Below are 19,830 nucleotides of genomic sequence, written 5' to 3' on the forward strand. Positions count from 1 at the left end.
TGAACGATCAAAAGAAAAATTGGCTGGATTGAGTCCAGTCGAATACCGAACTCAATCCAGCCAATCAGCTTCATAATAAAAACTCTAACTTTTGGTGTAGCCACCCATTAGGGAGGCTATTTTTCATTCTTTTATACTATATATTTTTCTTCTTCGATAATTACCTTGGCGATCTCGCGTTTTTTTGCGATAACATTGATTGGGTCATGACGTGTTAATTTACGTAATGACGATAACATCATTCGTAACGTGTCGCCCTCTTCCACTGCAATTAAAATTTCTTTGGCTTCCGCTTCAATCCGGTTGAATGCTTCTTGAACGTAAACCTCTGTGTAAAGAAGTTTTTGTTTGTTTTTCGCTTCTCCAGTTGCATTGATTGCTTTTTCTGTCCGTAAAGTGGCTGATTCCATATTGTACACTTCTGCCACCATGTTTGCTAGATTTGCTAAAATCTCTTGCTCTCCTTCAAGTTTTTGCATATATTTCTGTGCGGCTAAACCTGCACCTAATAATACAATTTTCTTCGCGTTTTTCACCAAATGTTTTTCTTGCTCAAGTGCTTCTGTGCCAACTTCTTCTGGCATCATCATTAGTAGCTCTTCTTGTAGACCTTGTGCTTTTTCAAGTAATGGAAGTTCCCCTTTCATCGCTTTTTTCAGCAAAGTTCCTGGAACAAGCAAACGATTTATTTCATTTGTCCCTTCAAAAATACGGTTGATACGTGAATCACGATAAATGCGCTCTACTTCATATTCTTGCATAAATCCATATCCACCATGCATTTGTACCGCTTCATCTGCGACATAGTCTAATAACTCTGTACACATATATTTATTCATCGAACATTCAATTTGGTATTCGGCAATCGCTTTTGCAATTTCACGTCCGTCTTTCAATTGTTCGTCAGATAATGCTCCCATTCGTTGCTCAAATAGTCCAACAGTTCGATAAACGGCACTTTCATTTGCATAAACTTCAGACGCCATCGTTCCAAGCTTTTCTTGTGTTAACGTAAAACTTGCAATTGGACGGTTAAATTGTTTACGCTCGTTGACATATTTTGTTGCAAGCTCGAGCCCTCGTTTCGCTCCACCAACACCACCGATGGCTAGCTTATAACGACCAACGTTTAAAATGTTAAAAGCAATGATATGTCCGCGTCCTTTTTCACCGAGTAAATTTCCGACTGGTACTTCGGCATCTTCTAACACGAGTGTACGAGTGGAGGAACTTTTAATCCCCATTTTCTTTTCTTCTGGCCCGACAGATACTCCAGGATAATCACGTTCTACAATAAATGCAGAAAATTGTTCTCCATCAATTTTGGCATAAACGACGAAAACATCAGCAAAATCGGAGTTTGTAATCCATTGTTTTTCCCCATTTAAAATATAATGAGTGCCAGCTTCATTCAATTTAGCGTTTGTTTTTGCCCCAAGTGCGTCAGATCCTGAGCCTGGTTCTGTTAAAGCATATGCAGCGATTAGTTCACCTGTTGCGAGTTTCGGTAAATATTTTTCCTTTTGTTCATGAGTACCAAAAAAGACGATTGGTAATGTTCCAATACCAACATGTGCCCCATGGGTAACGGAAAATCCGCCAGCACGTGAAAATTTTTCCGTAATAAGAGAGGAACTAATTTTATCTAGGTTCAAGCCACCATATTCTTCAGGAATATCGGCACTTAACAGACCTAGCTCCCCTGCCTTTCTTAATAATTCAACTGAATGTTCAAATTCATGGTTTTCTAACTGATCAACGAGAGGCAGTACTTCTCCTTCTACGAAATCTTCTGTCGTTTTTGCGATCATTTTATGCTCATCTGTAAAATCTTCTGGTGTAATGACATCTTCTCCAGTTAAATCCTCTACTAAAAAAGCTCCACCTTTAAACAACACATCTTTAGCCATTAAAAACACCCTTTCTAAAAAATATTAATCTCTTATAATCCCTTTACTCGTTCCAATCAACACTTCTTTTCCATCTTGATTACAAAAAGTGGATTGTATTTCCAATTTTTTATACCCTTCCATTTGTTCGACATTCGTTATGCTTAATTCACATTGAATGGTGTCACCTGTAAATACAGGGCGAATGTATTCAAAAAACATATCTCGAGCAATGTAATTCAAATCGCCACCTATTTTAGTAGCAATACTTGCAGTAAATAAACCATGTACCATCAAACGGCCTTTTTCATCCCGTTCTATATGGTGTTTTCCTTTGTCACCAGTTAAGTCAGCAAATTTTAAAGTTTCCGTCTCATGAAACGTTTTTTTCCAAGTAAAAACATCTCCTGATTTAATATCCACTAAAAAATCTCTCCTTCTTTAGTTAAGATATTTTAAACTTTCCGCATCATCTTGATGAACTATTTAGGGGTTACAGAACAAATAGAATACATTCCATCCTACCGTTGTTTTCATCGAAAAGCGACATGCTTTTTAGCGGGCACGGCTTCAGAATCGAGTGCTTTTCCCGCTGGAGCCAGTCATTTTTCGCTCTAATCTAATCAACTAGAATAGTTCGTTAAAGTAAGATACTAGTTTCAATATAAATACAAAGGTTTTATAGTAAAACAGGCAAATTCCTTGCACTTTATATCGATAAAAACGGGTACAAACTAGTGATTTAGATAAGGTTCTGTTTATTTAGTAGGCCCTAATTACTTGTGACTTTCTAAATGCTAGAACGTTCCCTTTTCCCTGTGAACATGAGAATTTTGCTTACATTAACTCAAATACTCCTGCTGCACCCATTCCGCCACCGATACACATTGTAACGATACCGAATTGTTCATTACGACGTTTCATTTCATGCATAATCGATAAAGTTAATTTTGCTCCTGTCATTCCAAGTGGATGACCTAAAGCAATTGCACCACCGTTTACATTTACTTTTTCTGGATCAAGTCCTAACGTCTTTATGACTTGAACAGATTGAGAGGCAAATGCTTCATTTAATTCAAACAAGCCAATATCAGAAAGCTCTAGCCCCGCAAGTTTTAATGCTTTTGGCACCGCCTCAATTGGTCCAATTCCCATTACCTCAGGTGCAACACCCGCAACTGCAAACGCGCGGAATTTTAAAAGAGGCGTTAATCCTTCTGCAACAGCTTTTTCTCGATCCATTAACAATACAGATGCAGCTCCATCACTCATTTGTGAAGAGTTTCCTGCTGTCACTGACCCTGTCACTGAAAAGGCTGGACGTAATTTTGCTAAAACTTCTAATGATGTATCCGGGCGTACCCCTTCGTCTGTATCAAACATCAACGATTTCTCTTCTATTTTATTCTTTTTACCGACAAAACGACTGACCACTTCTACTGGAACAATTTCGTCTTTAAATTTCCCTTCTTTAATCGCATTTGCTGCTCGTTGATGACTTTCAACCGCAAATGCGTCTTGTTCTTCTCTAGAAATGTCATATCGTTTCGCTACTTCTTCTGCTGTATGTCCCATCGACATATAATATTCCGGTGCTTGTTCCACAAGCTTACTATTCGGTTTAATTACGTGACCTGCCATCGGAATTAAACTCATTGATTCAGCGCCACCCGCAATAATCGTATCACTATGGCCTAACATAATTCTCTCTGCTCCATATGCAATACTTTGTAATCCTGATGAACAATAACGATTAATTGTAATGGCGGGTGTTTCCTTTTTAAGTCCAGCTAGACCTGCGATATTATTTGCCATATTCATGCCTTGTTCCGCTTCTGGCATAGCTGTACCAAAAATAACATCATCAATATTTCCATCATAATTGTCCGCACGTTTTAACGTTTCTTTTACTGTTAAAGCAGCTAAATCATCTGGTCTTGTATTTGCAAGCGTACCTCTTTTTGCTCTTCCAACAGGAGTTCTCGCTCCTGCGACAATGACTGCTTCCTTCACGATAATTCCTCCCTCTTGATCAAATCCAAAACGATAAAGTCTATTAATTACGCAACGGTTTTCCTTTTAACAACATATGTTGCATTCTCATCTGTGTCTTCGGCTCCCCGATTAAACTTAAAAATGCTTCCCTTTCTAAATCTAGCATGACTTGTTCATCAATCAATGTCCCCTCTTTTATCCGACCACCTGATAACACGTAAGCTAGTTTTTCCGCAATTTTCAGATCATGTTCTGATGCATAACCACTTAATTGTAAATTTTTTGCACCGAGTAACATTGCCGCATATCCAGCATCCCCAACAACTGGAATCTTCTCACGTTGTGGTGCTTGATATCCTGAACGAGCAAGGGCTAACACACGTTGTTTCGCATCGTGAAGTAAATGATCTGGATTCACGCTAATTCCGTCATGTTTATTTAAAAATCCATTTTCCCTTGCTTCAGCTGCTGAAGTGGACACTTTTGCCATCGCGACTCTTTCAAAAACAGTATTCGCCATTTGCATGAAGTCAAAATTAACCCCTTCAGGCATATCGCGTAACATTTTCAAGTAAAGCTCTTTCGTTCCACCACCACCTGGGATTAAACCAACACCTACTTCAACGAGGCCGATGTACGCTTCCTGAGATGCTTGCACACTAGCTGCAGGTAGGGTAATCTCCGCTCCGCCACCTAAAGCCATATTAAATGGTGCGGATACGACTGGCTTTTCAGCATACTTTATATTCATCGTCATGTTTTGGAACTGACGAACGACCATATCAAGTTCAAAGAAATTATCATCTTGTGCTTCCATTAACATGAGAGCTAAATTCGCCCCAACACAGAAGTTTTTTCCTTGGTTTCCGATCACTAAACCTTCATAATTTTTTTCCACTTCTTCAATCGCTTGATTCATCATTTGGATAACATCAAGTCCAATCGAATTATTCGGTGACGTAAACTCGATTAATGCCACACCATCTCCAATATCTAGTAAACTAGCTCCGGTATTTTTCTTAATAACTCCTTTTGTATCTTTTAACCGTCGAATATTAATTTCTTTTTTATTAAAGGCAACTAGTTTATATTCTCCTTTGTCGTAATAAAAGACATTGCCATTTTGTTCTCTATAAAAGGTTTCATGGCCATCAGCCAATAATTTCTCAATCCATTCTGGTACGTTTGCCCCTTCTTTTTTCATTCGTTCTACCGATTCACGTAAACCGATTGCATCCCATGTTTCAAACGGACCAATTTCCCAACCGAATCCCCATTTCATGGCATTGTCGATTTGGGTAATATCATCCGCAATTTCTCCAAGTAAATCAGCTGAATAAATTAATGTCGACTTTAATATATTCCATAAAAAGTCGCTCGCTTTATCTCCTTGCCCAGAAATAAGTGCTTTTAATTTTCTTCTCGTTCCTTTTTGTTGTTTTGCCATTTCAACTGCAGCGGTCTTTAGTTTTTTCCGCTCTTCATATTCCATTGTTTCAGGATTTAACTGTAAAATGACACTGCCATCTTTCCCTTTTTGTTTTTGATAAAAACCTTGTTTCGCTTTTGCACCAATCCAGCCTTTTTCATTCATCTCTTGCATGAATGCTGGGATTTCAAATACTCTTTTTTCATCACCATCGACTTGGTCATAGACGTTTTTAGCAACGTGGATAAATGTATCTAAACCGACAACATCTAATGTACGAAATGTCGCACTTTTCGGTCGGCCAATAAGTGGTCCAGTAATAGAATCCACTTCACCGATAGAAAGTCCAGCTTTCAACATTTCTTGTACTGTTACTTGTAGTCCGTATGTGCCAATTCGATTGGCGACAAAGTTCGGTGTATCTTTTGCTTCGACGACACCTTTTCCTAAAGCGTTTTCACTAAACTGTTTCATAAATGCAACGACTTCAGGATCTGTATACTTAGTTGGAATAATTTCTAATAGTTTCAAATAACGTGGTGGATTGAAAAAATGTGTACCGAGAAAATGTTTTCTCATGTCTTCGGAACAATCTTCAATCATTGCCTCTACTGAAATTCCTGAAGTATTAGAACTGACAATTGTTCCTGCTTTTCTGTATTCATCTACTTGGGCAAAAACCTTTTTCTTAATAGCTAAATTCTCAACAACAACTTCTATAATCCAGTCTACTTCTGCAAGCTTTCCTATATCGTCTTCCATGTTACCGATTTCAATTAAGTCTAAGCTTTTCTTCGATGTAATTGGTGATGGCTTTTGCTTTAATAAAGCTTGCTTACTCATGAAACTAAGGCGATTGCGAACAGCCTTATCTTCTAAAGTTAATCCCTTACTTTCTTCTGCCTTCGTAAGCTCCCTTGGGACAATATCAAGCATGATGGTCGGAATACCGATATTTGCTAAATGGGCAGCAATTCCAGACCCCATTACACCTGATCCCAATACCGCAGCACGTTTAATCACTTGACTCATTACATAATCCTCCTTACATCATCGTTTGAATGAATGCTCATTCACTATTAGGTAAATAAAAAAAGTAATCTTGTTACTATCATAGACGATTTGTTTTATTTTCGCAATGATATCCAATAAAAAAATAAAAAACTCTGTTATAAAGTAGAATAGAAGAGTTACTCCTATTCTACTCTATACTAATCCCTTTACAAAAGTTATACAGAGTATCTTTTTGTTTGGAGCTACTAAAAATAGTTAGCTGTTCGCCTACTGAAACAGCAAGTTCTGCAAATGCAGTACCTTTAGCGGTGATAATTTGTTCGTCAACTTCGATATCTTTCCCAGTATATGTCGCCAATTCAAAAATTGTCTCATTTTCTTGAACTGTATGAATAAAGCAAGTGAATTTTTTCCCTTTTAACACCTCTGCCTTTGCAAGTAAAGCGGCCGCACCACAAATGGAAGCAATCGGAATAGTTGCCTGAGCGGTATTTTTAAGGATAAGACTAATGACTTCCTCATGTAAAACATCAGCAATGCCATCTCCACCTGGAAGCAGGATTAAATCATAGTTAGCCACATCTACCTTATGTAAAGGTATGTCAACCTCCGTTTTTAAACTACCAATACTTTCCACCGCTTTGCCGTCAATAGATGCTGTCGTAATCGTAATCTTTCCAAATTTTTTAAGTAAAAAAAGTGTATGGGCAATTTGAAAGTCAGCATATTTCGGATAAATAAGGCACAAAACTTGCTTCATACCGAACCCCCATTTTTATCTTTATCATTCTTCTTTCAACATATAAACGTATGAGGATGATTATACTTTTTTCGCAAATAATTGTTCTACGGCAGCTGTTACTGTTACATCACTGTTTAATATACTTTTTTCTAATTCAGATACGACTCTCTTTTTACCTTCTTCATTAAAGAAACTCTCGATTAGACGATCATGTATCATGTCGTGAAACCAACTTTTCGTCTGTTCTTGCCGCCTTGTTTTCCAAAAGTTACTTTCTAGCATTTTTTCTTTAAATGCCTGAATAAGTTCCCACACTTCTTTATGTCCTGTTTTTTGTAAAGAGGAAACGGGTAAAGCTGTTGACTGCCAACCAGGAGTAGCTGGTTGCAAATAATGTAAAATTTGTTTATATTCACGCACGGTTCTTTTAGCAAGCTTTCTATTTTCGCCATCCGCTTTATGAACAATAATAAGATCCGTTATTTCCATGATCCCTTTTTTCATTCCTTGAAGATCATCTCCGGCACCTGTTAATGCGAGGAGGGCAAAAAAGTCGACCATATTTCTGACAGCTGTCTCACTTTGTCCCACACCGACCGTCTCAATTAAGATGACGTCATATCCTGCTGCTTCACATAAAAGCATCGTTTCCCGCGTTTTTCGGTGTACCCCACCTAAAGTGCCTGACGTTGGAGAGGGGCGAATAAAGGCGTTCGGATGATTCGCTAAGTTTTGCATTCTCGTTTTATCACCGAGAATGCTTCCACCAGTTACCGTCGAACTTGGGTCAATGGCAAGAACAGCGACTTTATAACCTAATTCACACAGCATAAGCCCGAATGTTTCGATAAACGTACTTTTTCCTGCCCCAGGAACACCACTGATACCGATTCTGACACTGGCACCCGTATGAGGTAATGCTTTTTGCAGTAACTCCTGGGCATACGATTGATCTTGTTTTCGCACACTTTCTATTAAAGTAATTCCTTGTGCTAATTCAAGACGTGATCCAGAAATAATCTTTTCGACTAGATGATGAATGTTAGCAGGTTGTTCCTTTTTCACAAATTTTCTGCGTGCCGTCCGTTTCGTTCCGTCATGTGAACTTGTCACTCCACCCATGACATGTAAGGCACTTTCCTGCTCAGTGCCCTTTTCTTTATTTGTCATTCCTTCACTTCCTCATATCCGAGGCTCTTATAAATTTCTTCAATAATAATTTGGGCGGCGACTGGAATGACCGTACCCGGACCAAATATAGCAACTGCACCACTTTGTCGTAATGCTTCATAATCTTGAGCCGGAATAACACCACCGACAATAATTAAAATATCATCGCGCCCAAGTTTTTTAAGTTCGTCCCTCAACTGGGGAACGAGCGTTTTGTGCCCTGCTGCAAGCGAACTAACCCCGATGACATGGACATCGTTTTCGACCGCTTGGGCTGCTGTTTCTGCTGGTGTTTGAAAAAGTGGTCCAATATCAACGTCAAATCCAAGATCCGCATAGGAGGAAGCAACGACTTTTGCTCCGCGATCATGCCCATCTTGCCCCATTTTAGCGACAAGAATGCGTGGTCTACGTCCTTCATTTTCTAAAAATTCCTCTGTCATCTGTTTCACTTCTTCAATTTCATCTTGATTGGAGAAATTTGAGCTGTATACCCCACTCACAGACTGAATCACCGCCCTATGACGTCCAGAAACTTTTTCTATTGCATCCGAAATTTCGCCAATGGTTGCTCGTGCTCGTGCAGCGTCAACCGCACAGGCAAGTAGATTTTTTTCACCCGTTTTTGCTGCATCTGTCAGTTCGTTTAAGAGACGCTCTACTTCCACCTCATCTCTCGAAGCTTTGATTTCCTCGATCCGTTCGATTTGTTTTTCACGGACGACTGTATTATCAATATCTAAAATATCAATCGGTTCTTCTTCCTCTAATTGATACTTATTCATTCCGATAATCGTCTCTGCTTGTGAATCAATTTGTGCTTGGCGTTTTGCTGCTGCTTCTTCGATTTTCAGTTTGGGTAAGCCTGTTTCAATTGCTTTTGCCATGCCACCCAAATCTTCAATCTCATCAATTAAATCCCATGCTTTTGCCATTAATTCATCTGTTAATTTTTCCACATAATATGAACCACCCCAAGGGTCAGCCACATTTGTCATCAACGTTTCTTCTTGCAAGAAAAGTTGTGTATTACGAGCAATTCGTGCGGAAAAATCAGTCGGAAGCGCAATCGCTTCATCCAGTGCATTCGTATGTAAACTTTGCGTATGCCCCATCGCTGCCGCATTTGCTTCAATTAACGTTCTCGTTACGTTATTGAACGGATCTTGCTCTGTTAAACTCCAACCAGACGTTTGCGAGTGTGTTCGTAATGCCAATGATTTAGGGTTATTCGGCTTGAATGTTTTTATCATTTGTGCCCACATTTTTCGTGCTGCGCGCATTTTGGCAATTTCCATAAAATAATTCATACCAATTGCCCAGAAAAAAGAAAGTCTTGGCGCAAAAGAATCAATATCGATCCCAGCTTTTAATCCAGTTCGTACGTATTCAAGCCCATCGGCTAATGTGTAAGCAAGTTCAATATCTGCGGTTGCTCCAGCCTCTTGCATATGGTAGCCTGAAATCGAAATGGAGTTAAATTTCGGCATATATGTTGACGTATATTCAAAAATATCGGCAATAATCTTCATCGACATCTCCGGTGGGAAAATATACGTATTTCGCACCATATACTCTTTTAAAATATCGTTTTGAATGGTACCAGACAATTTTTCTGGTGGAACTCCTTGTTCTTCTGCAGCAACAATATAAAATGCCATAACAGGTAGGACTGCCCCATTCATCGTCATGGAAACAGACATCTCATCCAAAGGAATACCATCAAATAATATTTTCATATCCTCTACGGAATCGATGGCAACACCTGCTTTTCCAACGTCTCCATGTACCCGTTCATGATCGGAGTCATAACCACGGTGTGTCGCAAGATCAAAGGCAACCGATAACCCTTTTTGACCCATCGCTAAATTTCGGCGATAAAAGGCATTACTTTCTTCTGCCGTTGAGAATCCAGCATATTGTCTTACGGTCCATGGGCGTGTCACATACATTGTCGGATATGGCCCCCTCGTATTCGGGGCGATTCCCGGGTAATCATTTACATGTTCAACATTTTTTACATCCTCTTTTTCATAGACATTTTTAATAGCAATGCCTTCATTTGTTTGGATGACAGTTTCACTTAACATTCTAGATTTATTTTTTATTTTATTTGGTTTAATCTGACTGAAATCAGGCTTTTTCAACGGCGCACCTCCTGTTCAAAACGTTTTTTTATCGCAGTTAGTTTTTCAAGTTGGTCTTGCCCTTTATAAATAAACCCATCTATTCCAGCCTGTATCCAAACTTCTTGCAGCCTGGTTTCATATGTGCCAGCGACATCCAACCATTTATCTTCTTGAATATCTTTCATGAGAGTAACCATAACTTGTTCTGTTTCATTTGGATGAATGCAGATAATGCCGTAATCAAAATCATTTTCTTTTATCCACTTATTTGCTGTTTCAACAGAGTCAAAAGCAGGACTCCACACTGTTTTTATGCCACCTGCCGCTAAAAAACCTGCTACAAAATCAGCACGCGGTTTAAATTCTTTTAATTTGCCAAATGTAAGTAAAACAACTTTTGGCTGATCCTTTTCAAAAAACAAGCGTAAATCCTCGTAAGTTTTAGCAAGTCTCCCTTCAACATCTACCGTCGCTTCTTCCTTTGTAAGTGTTGTCGATAAATCCGCATATTTATTTGTACCGATTAAAGACTTTTTATGATGGCTTAATTCGTTTATTCTTTCTTTCTTACGTTGTTGTAATTTTTCCTCTAAGGTCCCACTTGCAACATAAGTGGAATATCCACCTTGCGCTTCTATTTTTTGAAACAGGGTCCAAGCTTTTTCAATTAATTCATTTGTTAAACTATCTATATAATAAGAACCTCCAGCAGGATCAAGGACATATTGAATAAATGTCTCTTCCTTAATAACAAGCTGTATATTTCGTGCATTCCGAATGGAAGTTGGTGTTACTTTAGAAAGTATATTATGAGGATGTACCGTAAGAATGTCTGTACCACCTAGTACTGCTGAAAGCGCTTCATTGCCGGCGCGCAATAAATTTACATATGGATCAAGTTTTGAGTATGTACGTAAGGATGTTTCAGAATAAACTGGTATCGCACTTTGTTTATTGTATCCATAGCTTTCTGCTAAAGTTTGCCAAAGGATACGGAAGGCCCTTATTTTTGCAATTTCCATAAAGAAATGAGTATCGACCGCAAAGCGCACGAAAAACTGATTTGCAAATGCAGTAAACGAATCAACATTTTTCGCTTCCTCTACCGCTTTTGATAGGGCAATGGCAAGCTCTGTCACTATGTCTGCACCTTGATAATGTATCGAAAGTTGATCAGCAACCATTGTCCTTACAAAATAATATCCTTTCGGCAAACGAACATCACCTGTTATAGCACCTTTGACTTTCTTCCGATCTGCTTCATTAATCTTAGAAAATATGGTTAAAAATGGGTCGGATTCTTTTATATGAAAGGCATAGATTGGATATTTTTGAACTAGCTTCTCCATTTCAGTGAGCTGTTCATCTTTCCAGTTCACAGAACGATTCCCATCATATATGATAGACTCATTGCCTTTTTCTAATGACTCTTTTATTTCTTTCATCCATTGCTCGCCTTCTGGTGCGTATGATTGTTGAGCAATTGTCCAATTAGGAGAGGCCGTTCCACTCCGTACCGTTTGCACTATTTTTTCCTGAACGTTTTGTAAATGGTTATCTGTATACTCTTTCGTGTAAAGCGGAGCAATATCAATACCTTCGATCGTCTTTGTTATCAGCTTTTCAAATGGAAGACCGCGTAATGACTTTATTGCTATTTTTCGCCATTCTTGATCATTCACTTGTTGGAATTTTGATGCTTTCATTTCAGAAACCATATGATTTTTCACTCCTATCTAATCTGTAGTATATCATTCTCATTCGGTCGTTTCCATCAGACAAACGGAGTGATAATACAGTTCATGCATTCATTTATCCCCGTTCATCCCCAACGACTTACCATTTAAGATTAGTTTCAAGCAATTTATCTTATCCAATTAGCGTATCACATGAAAACCTTTTTCCTCCATTTGATTACATATTTCTTCCAACTGGATAACTGTTTGATCATAATCAACATTAATAATATTTTTATTCAAATGTACTTCCACATGTTTGACACCATTTAAATGAAGAAGTATTTCTTTTATCTCTTTTTCATTATGCCTCCCACCATTCAACCCTTTCACTTCTAACTCTACATCCATGATGATCACTCCTATTATATTTCTGAATTCCGTGGTCGTTATTGTCATTTTAACATGTTTTTGGTAAAGATAGTCCAAAGAGTAAATGACAGAACTAAAAAGTGAACGACTTGAGTAAACCTTTAGAGCTACGTAAACGAAGGATGGAGAAAATGATGTCCATCGTATTATATACAAAAGTCAAAAATAAATTTTCGTTTTGCAAACTACTTGATGAATCTACTTTATTATCTCGTTTTAATTATATATACTTATTTATTAACACCTAATATCGGAGTTGAAAAGACGGATGATTAAACAGTTTACAGATTCTTTATCACAAAAAGATAAAACGTTACGACAACTATATCGGTTCATTTATGAATATGGCCCAATATCTAAAGTGGATTTGATCGATCTTACCGGATTAAAACAGACGACATGTACAAGATTAATTGATGAGCTTTTATCACATAAGCTTATTTTTGAAGCGGGTTTTGGAGAATCCAGCGGAGGACGAAAACCAATTTTATATAAAATAAAGCCTGATACTTATTATGTTTTCGGGATTGATATTTCGCGTACATATACAAAATTACTATTAATGGATTTAAATTTACATTTATTGAAAGAAGAGAGGTTATCGTTGAATCAAACGACAACTCCCGACGTCATTGTCGCTTTTCTCGTCAGTAAAATTACTGAATTAATGGAAAAAAAATCGCTAACAAAAGACTTAGTTTTAGGGATAGGGATCGGCTCAATCGGTCCGTTAAATCGAGATGATGGAATCCTTTTAGATCCAGTTGACGTTCCATCCCCTGGGTGGGAAAAAATACCGATCAAGGATATGTTAGAAAAACAACTTGGTATTGATGTGTTTATTGATTATGGAGTAAATACTGCTTTGCTGGCAGAATACCAACTGACCTCTTTTAATATGTACCAAAATATCGTGTATGTCATTAAAGGAGTAGGTACACGAACAGGTATGATTATGGACGGAAATTTGACAAGGGGTTCTGATAAATTAGGGAGATATGGTCAAGGGCATATGATTATCAATGTACACGGAAAAAAATGTATTTGCGGCAGCTATGGCTGTGTTCATGCCTACTCTTCTATACCGGCTATTGTGGAAGAAGTAATTAACTTGTTGAAAGAAGGAAGAGATTCTATTTTAAGAGAAAGAGTTTCTCAAATTGAACAAGTTCATTTTGATCATATATGCCAAGCAGTCAATGAAGGTGATCCCTTATGTAGTCAAGTAATAAAAGATGCAGCATACTATGCTGGGATTGGATTATCCAATGTCATAAACGTTCTTCATCCAGAGTTAATTATTTTAGGTGGACCTACTTATACGAATATGGAGTTATTTTACGAAACGGTGAAGGAAACGGCATTAATGAAAAATAAAATAATGTATCCAAACCATGAAATAGTCATTAATCGTGGGAATCTTGGAGAAAATGCTACCTCGATAGGAGCAGGTAGTTTAGTTTTAGGACATTACTTACCAAATTAATTACCATAAAAAGCCTTGTTCAATTTTTGTTTACTTTTATCCATTTTAGATAAAAGTATGGTATACTCATAGTATATTTATTACAACAAAGTAGGGGTTATATGCACGGGAAAACGAAGTTATTATGGGAAATTTTTATCACATTTCTAAAAATTGGGCCTGTCACATTTGGTGGTGGGTATGCAATGATTCCTTTAATTGAAAGAGAAGTAGTGACGACAAAAAAATGGTTAAAAACAGAAGATGTTGCAGATGTCTTCGCTATATCTGAATCTGTTCCAGGAGCTATTGGGATTAACTCAGCAACTTTTATCGGTTATCGTATTGCCGGTGTTTGGGGAGCGGTAACTGCTATGATTGGAATTTTAATTCCTACATTTCTTATCGTGATTGGACTTAGTATCTCTTATTTATATTTTAATGATAATCCTAAAGTTGAAGCTGCTTTTAAAGGTATTCGTCCTGCGATTGTTGCGCTAATTACATTTGCTGGGTATAAAATTGGCCAAATGGCAATTCTTGATAAAACAACTTTCATAACCGCGGCTGTGACGATAGTTATTTTACTATCTTCCCCACTTCATCCTGCTTTCATGATCATTATTGGGGGCTTTTTTGGTGTTATTTTAGTTAAAATGAAAGAAAATTTAGGGTATAACGTTTTATAAGAGGTTGTTCAAAAAGTATTTATTTACATAGAAAGAAGCTGATGACAGATGTTGTTATGGGAAATATTTCGAACGTTCGTTATTATCGGAACGGTATCATTCGGTGGGGGGTATGCAATGATCCCTGTTATTGAACAAGAAGTAACGGCACACGGTTGGATGACGACGAGTGAATTTACCGATATAATCGCTATTGCAGGCATGTCACCTGGACCAATTGCTACAAATAGTGCTATTTTTGTCGGCTTTAAAACGGCTGGTATTGGTGGGGCTATTGTTGCCGCTCTTGGCATGATCTTACCATCATTAACTATTATTCTCTTCATCTCGTTTTTCTTTACAAAAGCAAATAAACATAAAATAGTCCAATCTGCTTTTTACGGCTTACGTCCAGTTATTGTTGGTCTCATAATTTATGCAGCCATTAAATTTGGAATTTCAAATGAGTTATTCCATTCATTTTCTTTCCAAACGTTAGCTTCATTATGTATTTTTTTGGGTGCTCTTCTTGCCTTAATTAAATATAAAATCCATCCTGCGATCGTCATTGTATTCTCTGGCATTATTGGAGCTGTTTTATATTAATAATAATGAGGTTAAGATGTTTGTTTCTATGGGTCGATTTCATCATTCAGATAGGGGAGGATTAATCCTAACATTAATTTTTATGAAATCGTTGCTTTCCCCACTATAGACGAGCGCTTTCCTCGGTTTGTCACCGAACCACTTCATCGCCATTTTCCTTCCGAGTCTTAACTGTCACGCTTTCTCCTGCAATTATCCGCCTTACGCTACAACTAAGTGAACATACATTTGGTTAATATCTAATATCGTTTTTTATCGCTCTCGTCACTAAGATTAACACCTAATCGTGGCCTCAACTGTTGAATTCACTATGTTTTCCTTACTTATACAATAGATTGAATGAAAGTTGAATTAATTTCTATAATAATATATAGTTTAAATTATCTTGAAATGGAAAATAATGCATCTAGGTAAAATAAAGAAAAAAATAAAATACCGGTTAGGTATCTGAATAGTAATAGGTAAATAATTAATGGATTGGTAAGTATAATACTGGGAGAGAGAAATCATCTACGGGTCATACTGCCGTATTATCTACGAAAGATGATTTGGTAATCGAAGCAGCACAACGAAAAAAAGCAGTAAATTTTGGTAAAGATCAAGTAGGTAAATCGTATGGAATTAAAACCACTCTCATTACAAATAACAAATGATATTACTCAAAATTAACTTATAGACAATGGTCAAACGCTGGTTACGATCTTAAAGGCCCGGGAGGTACTTTAATTGGCGGATACACATTAGTCATTCCGTTAGATATTAGGTTAGATGCTAATACTAGATTAATTAAAAATTGGAAAACTAGCTTACCCGGTAAACTTTAATTAAATAAACTTAATTGGTGAAATGATAAGGTGAGAAAATGAAAAAGATGAAATTCATTATAGCAATTTTTTTATTCGTATTAGTAATCAGCATCATTTTTTATTTCTTTTACAAATTCACAATCTATCAAAATGAAAAAGATAGAATAAAACTAGAAGGAATTGAAAATTTTTCACCCGAAGAATTAAATGAAAAAGGATCGTATTTTTTAGTGTATCCAGCTGACAATCGTGTATCACAAGGATACACGCTCATTAAAGAAGTATTAAAGAGTGGCGAGGTTGTTCAAGAGTATGAGATATTGGATGAAGATTTTCGAAGAGCATCTGTTTACCAAAAGCCAAATGAATTAAATCAATTATATATTTCCTTATTTGGTGAACCAGTAATTCAAAATTGGTTTTATAAATATGACATAGATAAAAAAAAGTTTAATAAAATGGATATCGATTATTTTAACTATGATGTAGGTGTTGGTCATATTAAACATTATGGTAAGGATGTTCTATTTGAAACACTCGTGTCTCACAAAACAGGTACACAAAATTATGATGAAGAATCGGGTGATTTCAATCTTTCTATATCAAATTATTCAACAAAAGAAAGTTGGGAGACAATTCCTGGATACGAACCTACTAGTGAGGCAGTTTTACAATTTGGTGATAAGATAATGTATGCAGTAAGTGGAACTGTAGATGATGATGGCATCCCTATCAATCCATCTATTGCAATTATTGACACCAATATAGGGGAAACACAATTTATGCAATTCGATGGCAAGGAAAATGGATGGGAGTATTATCCATTTTTTGTAACAAATGAGTATGCTTATATTTTAGGCGAACAAGGTGCTCTTTATGTACTAGATCAGGAATTGAACGTAAAAACATACTCCCCTTTTCAAGAGTTGTCTGATCAAGACTATTATTATGATATGGATACCAGTCTTTTATTAGATGATACAACAGCATTACATATGTTGTATCAAGAAAATAATGGAAAAACAATACCTACTTTGGGATTATTCTCCTTTGATAAAGAACCAACATTTACAATTTTAGAAAATGATTATATTAGAGAAAATTACCATTATAAATTTTTATATCAAGATATAAATAATAATGAAATATATATGGTGGGAATAGATGAAAATTCTGATCATTTACTAGTAATTCATAATGAGACTTTTGAACTTATACACGATATCCCTGTTAAGTTCGGTCATTTGCTCGATATGGTCATAAAAAATTAGACATAAAATACTATTTTTACTTTAGATATAAAGTAAAAACAATAAAGACACTCTAATTTTGAGTGTCTTTATTGTTTTCAGAAAAATTATCTTATATAAAACCACCTTATTACATTACTCTGATTTTGAAAAAAGCAATTCATTTTGACCCAGAATGCTCCTTTCTAGAATACGTTACATCACACGAGCTTTACTCTTTTCCTTTACATGCGCCCAAAAAATAATCGGGATGAACAGCAGTGCTAAATAAGTTCCCAACAATCCTAACATTCCAAAACTTGAGTAGGCGACAATAACTCCAGACAATAAGCTTCCTGCTGTTCCTCCTAACGCAACCCACACGTCTACAGAACCTTGTGTTTTCGCACGTATTTCCAAATTGGTAGAGTCGACAATAATCGCCGTACCACTAATCAAACCAAAGTTCCAACCAAGACCTAGCAATATCAACGCAATCGTAAGCCATAGTAGGGAGTCCCCTGGTGCATAGGCTGCCAATAATCCCGAAATAGCTAAAGTAATCCCTGATGCAATGACCATAGTAATACGACCCACTCTATCAACTAATATCCCCGTTCCAATCGATGGTAAATACATAGCGGCGATGTGTAAGCCGATAACAAGTCCAACCGCTGTCAAAGTTGATCCATGATCTTGCATATGAATTGGAGTCATTGTCATGATGGCAACCATGATGATATGAGACAATACGAGAACAAGTGCCCCAACGATGATCCCTATCCGGTTTACGTTCGTTTGTAATGGAATCGATTGATCCAATAATTGATTAGCTTGCTTTTCTTGATTGGCATCTATTGCTCGAGCAACTAAAAAAGGATCAGGGTTCAAATAAATAAACAACGTTAGCCCTGCTAATATATAAGCAAATGCCGCTAAAATAAACGGTCCCGCTAAAGCTGGAATCCCAATAGATACAGCTACCTTTCCCATTGGAGTGACTAAATTAGGACCCGCCACTGCTCCCAAAGTCGTCGAAACCATTGCGATACTAATCGCTGTCGCACGTTGTTTTTCATTTGCTAAATCTGTTCCAGCATAACGGGCTTGTAAATTTGTTGAAGTTCCAGCTCCATAGATAAATAATGCAAAAAACAATAGCCAAATACTATTAATCACCGTAGCTAATATGACACCTATCGCACCAATTCCACCTGCAAGGAATCCGATAGATAATCCATGACGCCGACCATATCGTTGTGATATCCTCCCAACTAGAAAAGCTGCTAATGCAGATCCTAAAGTAAATAACGCGGCTGGTAAACCCGCATAGCTGGTGGTTTCTAACATATCTTGAGCAATTAATGCCCCTACTGTAATTCCCGCTGCTAGTCCCGCCCCACCAAATATTTGTGACAAGACAACGATGAATAATGAACGTTTATATAATTTTTGTTGTGCTTCAATCGAATGGATATACTGTTCTATTTCTTTTGTATTATTTTTCCACGTCATTTATCCGTTTTCCCCCTTTGCCATAATAAATTCCTAAAATAGTCTGCCTCCTATCATATTGTAAAATAGTCCAGAATATAATTGAAGATTATATGTATTAGATGAACAGCCATTTAGTATAATTTTATTTTATAACTTAAAAAACATAGATATAAGATATATCAACAATTCTTTATACCGGTATAAGTATGATATATTTTATATAATATAATTACGATAATATTGTATTAATGAGTAAAATACAAATTCGCTGATCGAATTAGATTAAAGAGCGGAGACCTTTTAAGATGGATCAATCTTAAAGGATAATGTGCACCTTTTTAAATATCTAAGTGAATCAATTTCATAAAAGCTAATTCCAAGGATAAATCCGAACATGACACATTAAAAAAATCTTACTTTTTGGGTATTTTAACTAACACCTAGAGTAGAAGCGAATAACTCAACTTTCACACCAATGAGTCCAAACATTCGCTTGGTTAAGCTTGGGTTGCTCCTAATTATATCCTTGACAACCTTAGTATAATAAACCAATTTCTCAAAGGTTGGATCTGCGAATACTTCTACTACCAAATAGATTTGTTGTTTTTTACATATCAGAAATAAACCGCGCAATTTATTTCAAATGTGTGATCATAGCAACAAACTTAGCGAAAAGAGCAGATGTAAATAGACTTCTTAGAGCAAACAGTTAATCCAACATCAACACTGTATCTACATCTCACTTCATTCTACGAACGCTTTTTTGTCCATTCCACTCTGTGAAAGTTGAGTAATAACAAATCTTTATTGTTTAAATTTCAACTAAAATATTGAATGATGAAATAATCTATTTATAAAAACAACCTATGAATAACTGGATTTTATCCTCGAAGAAGTGAACCCTAAGAAAAAAAGAATCATCCCTGTTAGAATTAAGTGATTCAAAACAACCAACAGAAAGGATTCTTTTTATGTCTGTTCTTATTAAAAATTCGAATAAAATTAGTTACGTTATCAAATGTTTGTCTTCTTATACAGATACATTTATCTGTATATCCCCTGAAAATATTGTATCTTCAATTC

14 protein-coding genes are annotated in these 19,830 nt (G+C 36.7%); 4 read left to right on the top strand and 10 right to left on the bottom strand.

The annotated features are described in order from the left end of the window. Positions 1 to 131 precede the first annotated feature (131 nt). The 9 genes from DFR56_RS20955 to DFR56_RS20995 all read right to left on the bottom strand — a co-directional run bounded on the left by DFR56_RS20955 (position 132) and on the right by DFR56_RS20995 (position 12,455). Positions 132 to 1,910: an acyl-CoA dehydrogenase family protein gene (locus DFR56_RS20955; protein WP_110397415.1), complete on the bottom strand. Its 1,779-nt coding sequence runs from the start codon at positions 1,908 to 1,910 to the stop codon at positions 132 to 134. Between the two features lie 24 nt (positions 1,911 to 1,934). Next, complete coding sequence (locus tag DFR56_RS20960; protein WP_110397416.1) at positions 1,935 to 2,312, bottom strand: FAS1-like dehydratase domain-containing protein; 378 nt, start codon at positions 2,310 to 2,312, stop codon at positions 1,935 to 1,937. Between the two features lie 414 nt (positions 2,313 to 2,726). After that, positions 2,727 to 3,902, bottom strand: a complete 1,176-nt coding sequence (locus tag DFR56_RS20965) for an acetyl-CoA C-acetyltransferase (RefSeq protein WP_110397417.1) — start codon at positions 3,900 to 3,902, stop codon at positions 2,727 to 2,729. Between the two features lie 43 nt (positions 3,903 to 3,945). Further along, on the bottom strand, positions 3,946 to 6,345 hold the full coding sequence (locus DFR56_RS20970) for a 3-hydroxyacyl-CoA dehydrogenase/enoyl-CoA hydratase family protein (protein WP_110397418.1): 2,400 nt from the start codon (positions 6,343 to 6,345) through the stop codon (positions 3,946 to 3,948). Positions 6,346 to 6,514: 169 nt separating this feature from the next. Next, entirely contained in the window at positions 6,515 to 7,087 is a 573-nt protein-coding gene (locus tag DFR56_RS20975) for a DJ-1/PfpI family protein (RefSeq protein ID WP_110397419.1), read from the bottom strand. 60 nt (positions 7,088 to 7,147) lie between these two features. Beyond that, entirely contained in the window at positions 7,148 to 8,239 is a 1,092-nt protein-coding gene (meaB, locus tag DFR56_RS20980; protein ID WP_110397420.1) for a methylmalonyl Co-A mutase-associated GTPase MeaB, read from the bottom strand. Continuing rightward, positions 8,236 to 10,362, bottom strand: a complete 2,127-nt coding sequence (scpA, locus tag DFR56_RS20985; RefSeq protein WP_372443010.1) for a methylmalonyl-CoA mutase — start codon at positions 10,360 to 10,362, stop codon at positions 8,236 to 8,238. Before scpA ends, meaB begins: the two co-directional genes overlap by 4 nt. 20 nt (positions 10,363 to 10,382) lie before the next feature. Next, positions 10,383 to 12,086: a methylmalonyl-CoA mutase family protein gene (locus DFR56_RS20990; protein WP_110397422.1), complete on the bottom strand. Its 1,704-nt coding sequence runs from the start codon at positions 12,084 to 12,086 to the stop codon at positions 10,383 to 10,385. Positions 12,087 to 12,245: 159 nt separating this feature from the next. Beyond that, positions 12,246 to 12,455: a heavy-metal-associated domain-containing protein gene (locus tag DFR56_RS20995; protein WP_158525751.1), complete on the bottom strand. Its 210-nt coding sequence runs from the start codon at positions 12,453 to 12,455 to the stop codon at positions 12,246 to 12,248. Positions 12,456 to 12,744: 289 nt separating this feature from the next. Between DFR56_RS20995 and DFR56_RS21000 the strand changes: the two genes are divergently transcribed. The 4 genes from DFR56_RS21000 to DFR56_RS21015 all read left to right on the top strand — a co-directional run bounded on the left by DFR56_RS21000 (position 12,745) and on the right by DFR56_RS21015 (position 17,292). Further along, entirely contained in the window at positions 12,745 to 13,962 is a 1,218-nt protein-coding gene (locus DFR56_RS21000; protein WP_110397424.1) for an ROK family transcriptional regulator, read from the top strand. A gap of 101 nt (positions 13,963 to 14,063) precedes the next feature. Next, positions 14,064 to 14,630 carry a chromate transporter gene (locus DFR56_RS21005; protein ID WP_110397425.1) on the top strand — a complete coding sequence of 189 codons (567 nt, stop codon included), beginning with the start codon at positions 14,064 to 14,066 and terminating at the stop codon, positions 14,628 to 14,630. Between the two features lie 48 nt (positions 14,631 to 14,678). Continuing rightward, on the top strand, positions 14,679 to 15,215 hold the full coding sequence (locus DFR56_RS21010; RefSeq protein ID WP_110397426.1) for a chromate transporter: 537 nt from the start codon (positions 14,679 to 14,681) through the stop codon (positions 15,213 to 15,215). Between the two features lie 862 nt (positions 15,216 to 16,077). Further along, entirely contained in the window at positions 16,078 to 17,292 is a 1,215-nt protein-coding gene (locus DFR56_RS21015; protein ID WP_110397427.1) for a hypothetical protein, read from the top strand. A gap of 174 nt (positions 17,293 to 17,466) precedes the next feature. Here DFR56_RS21015 and DFR56_RS21020 read toward each other — a convergent pair whose 3' ends face one another. Next, positions 17,467 to 18,765 carry an MFS transporter gene (locus tag DFR56_RS21020; RefSeq protein WP_110397428.1) on the bottom strand — a complete coding sequence of 433 codons (1,299 nt, stop codon included), beginning with the start codon at positions 18,763 to 18,765 and terminating at the stop codon, positions 17,467 to 17,469. Positions 18,766 to 19,830 lie beyond the last annotated feature (1,065 nt).

It is taken from the genome of Pseudogracilibacillus auburnensis (assembly GCF_003201975.1).
Classification (GTDB): domain Bacteria; phylum Bacillota; class Bacilli; order Bacillales; family Amphibacillaceae; genus Pseudogracilibacillus; species Pseudogracilibacillus auburnensis.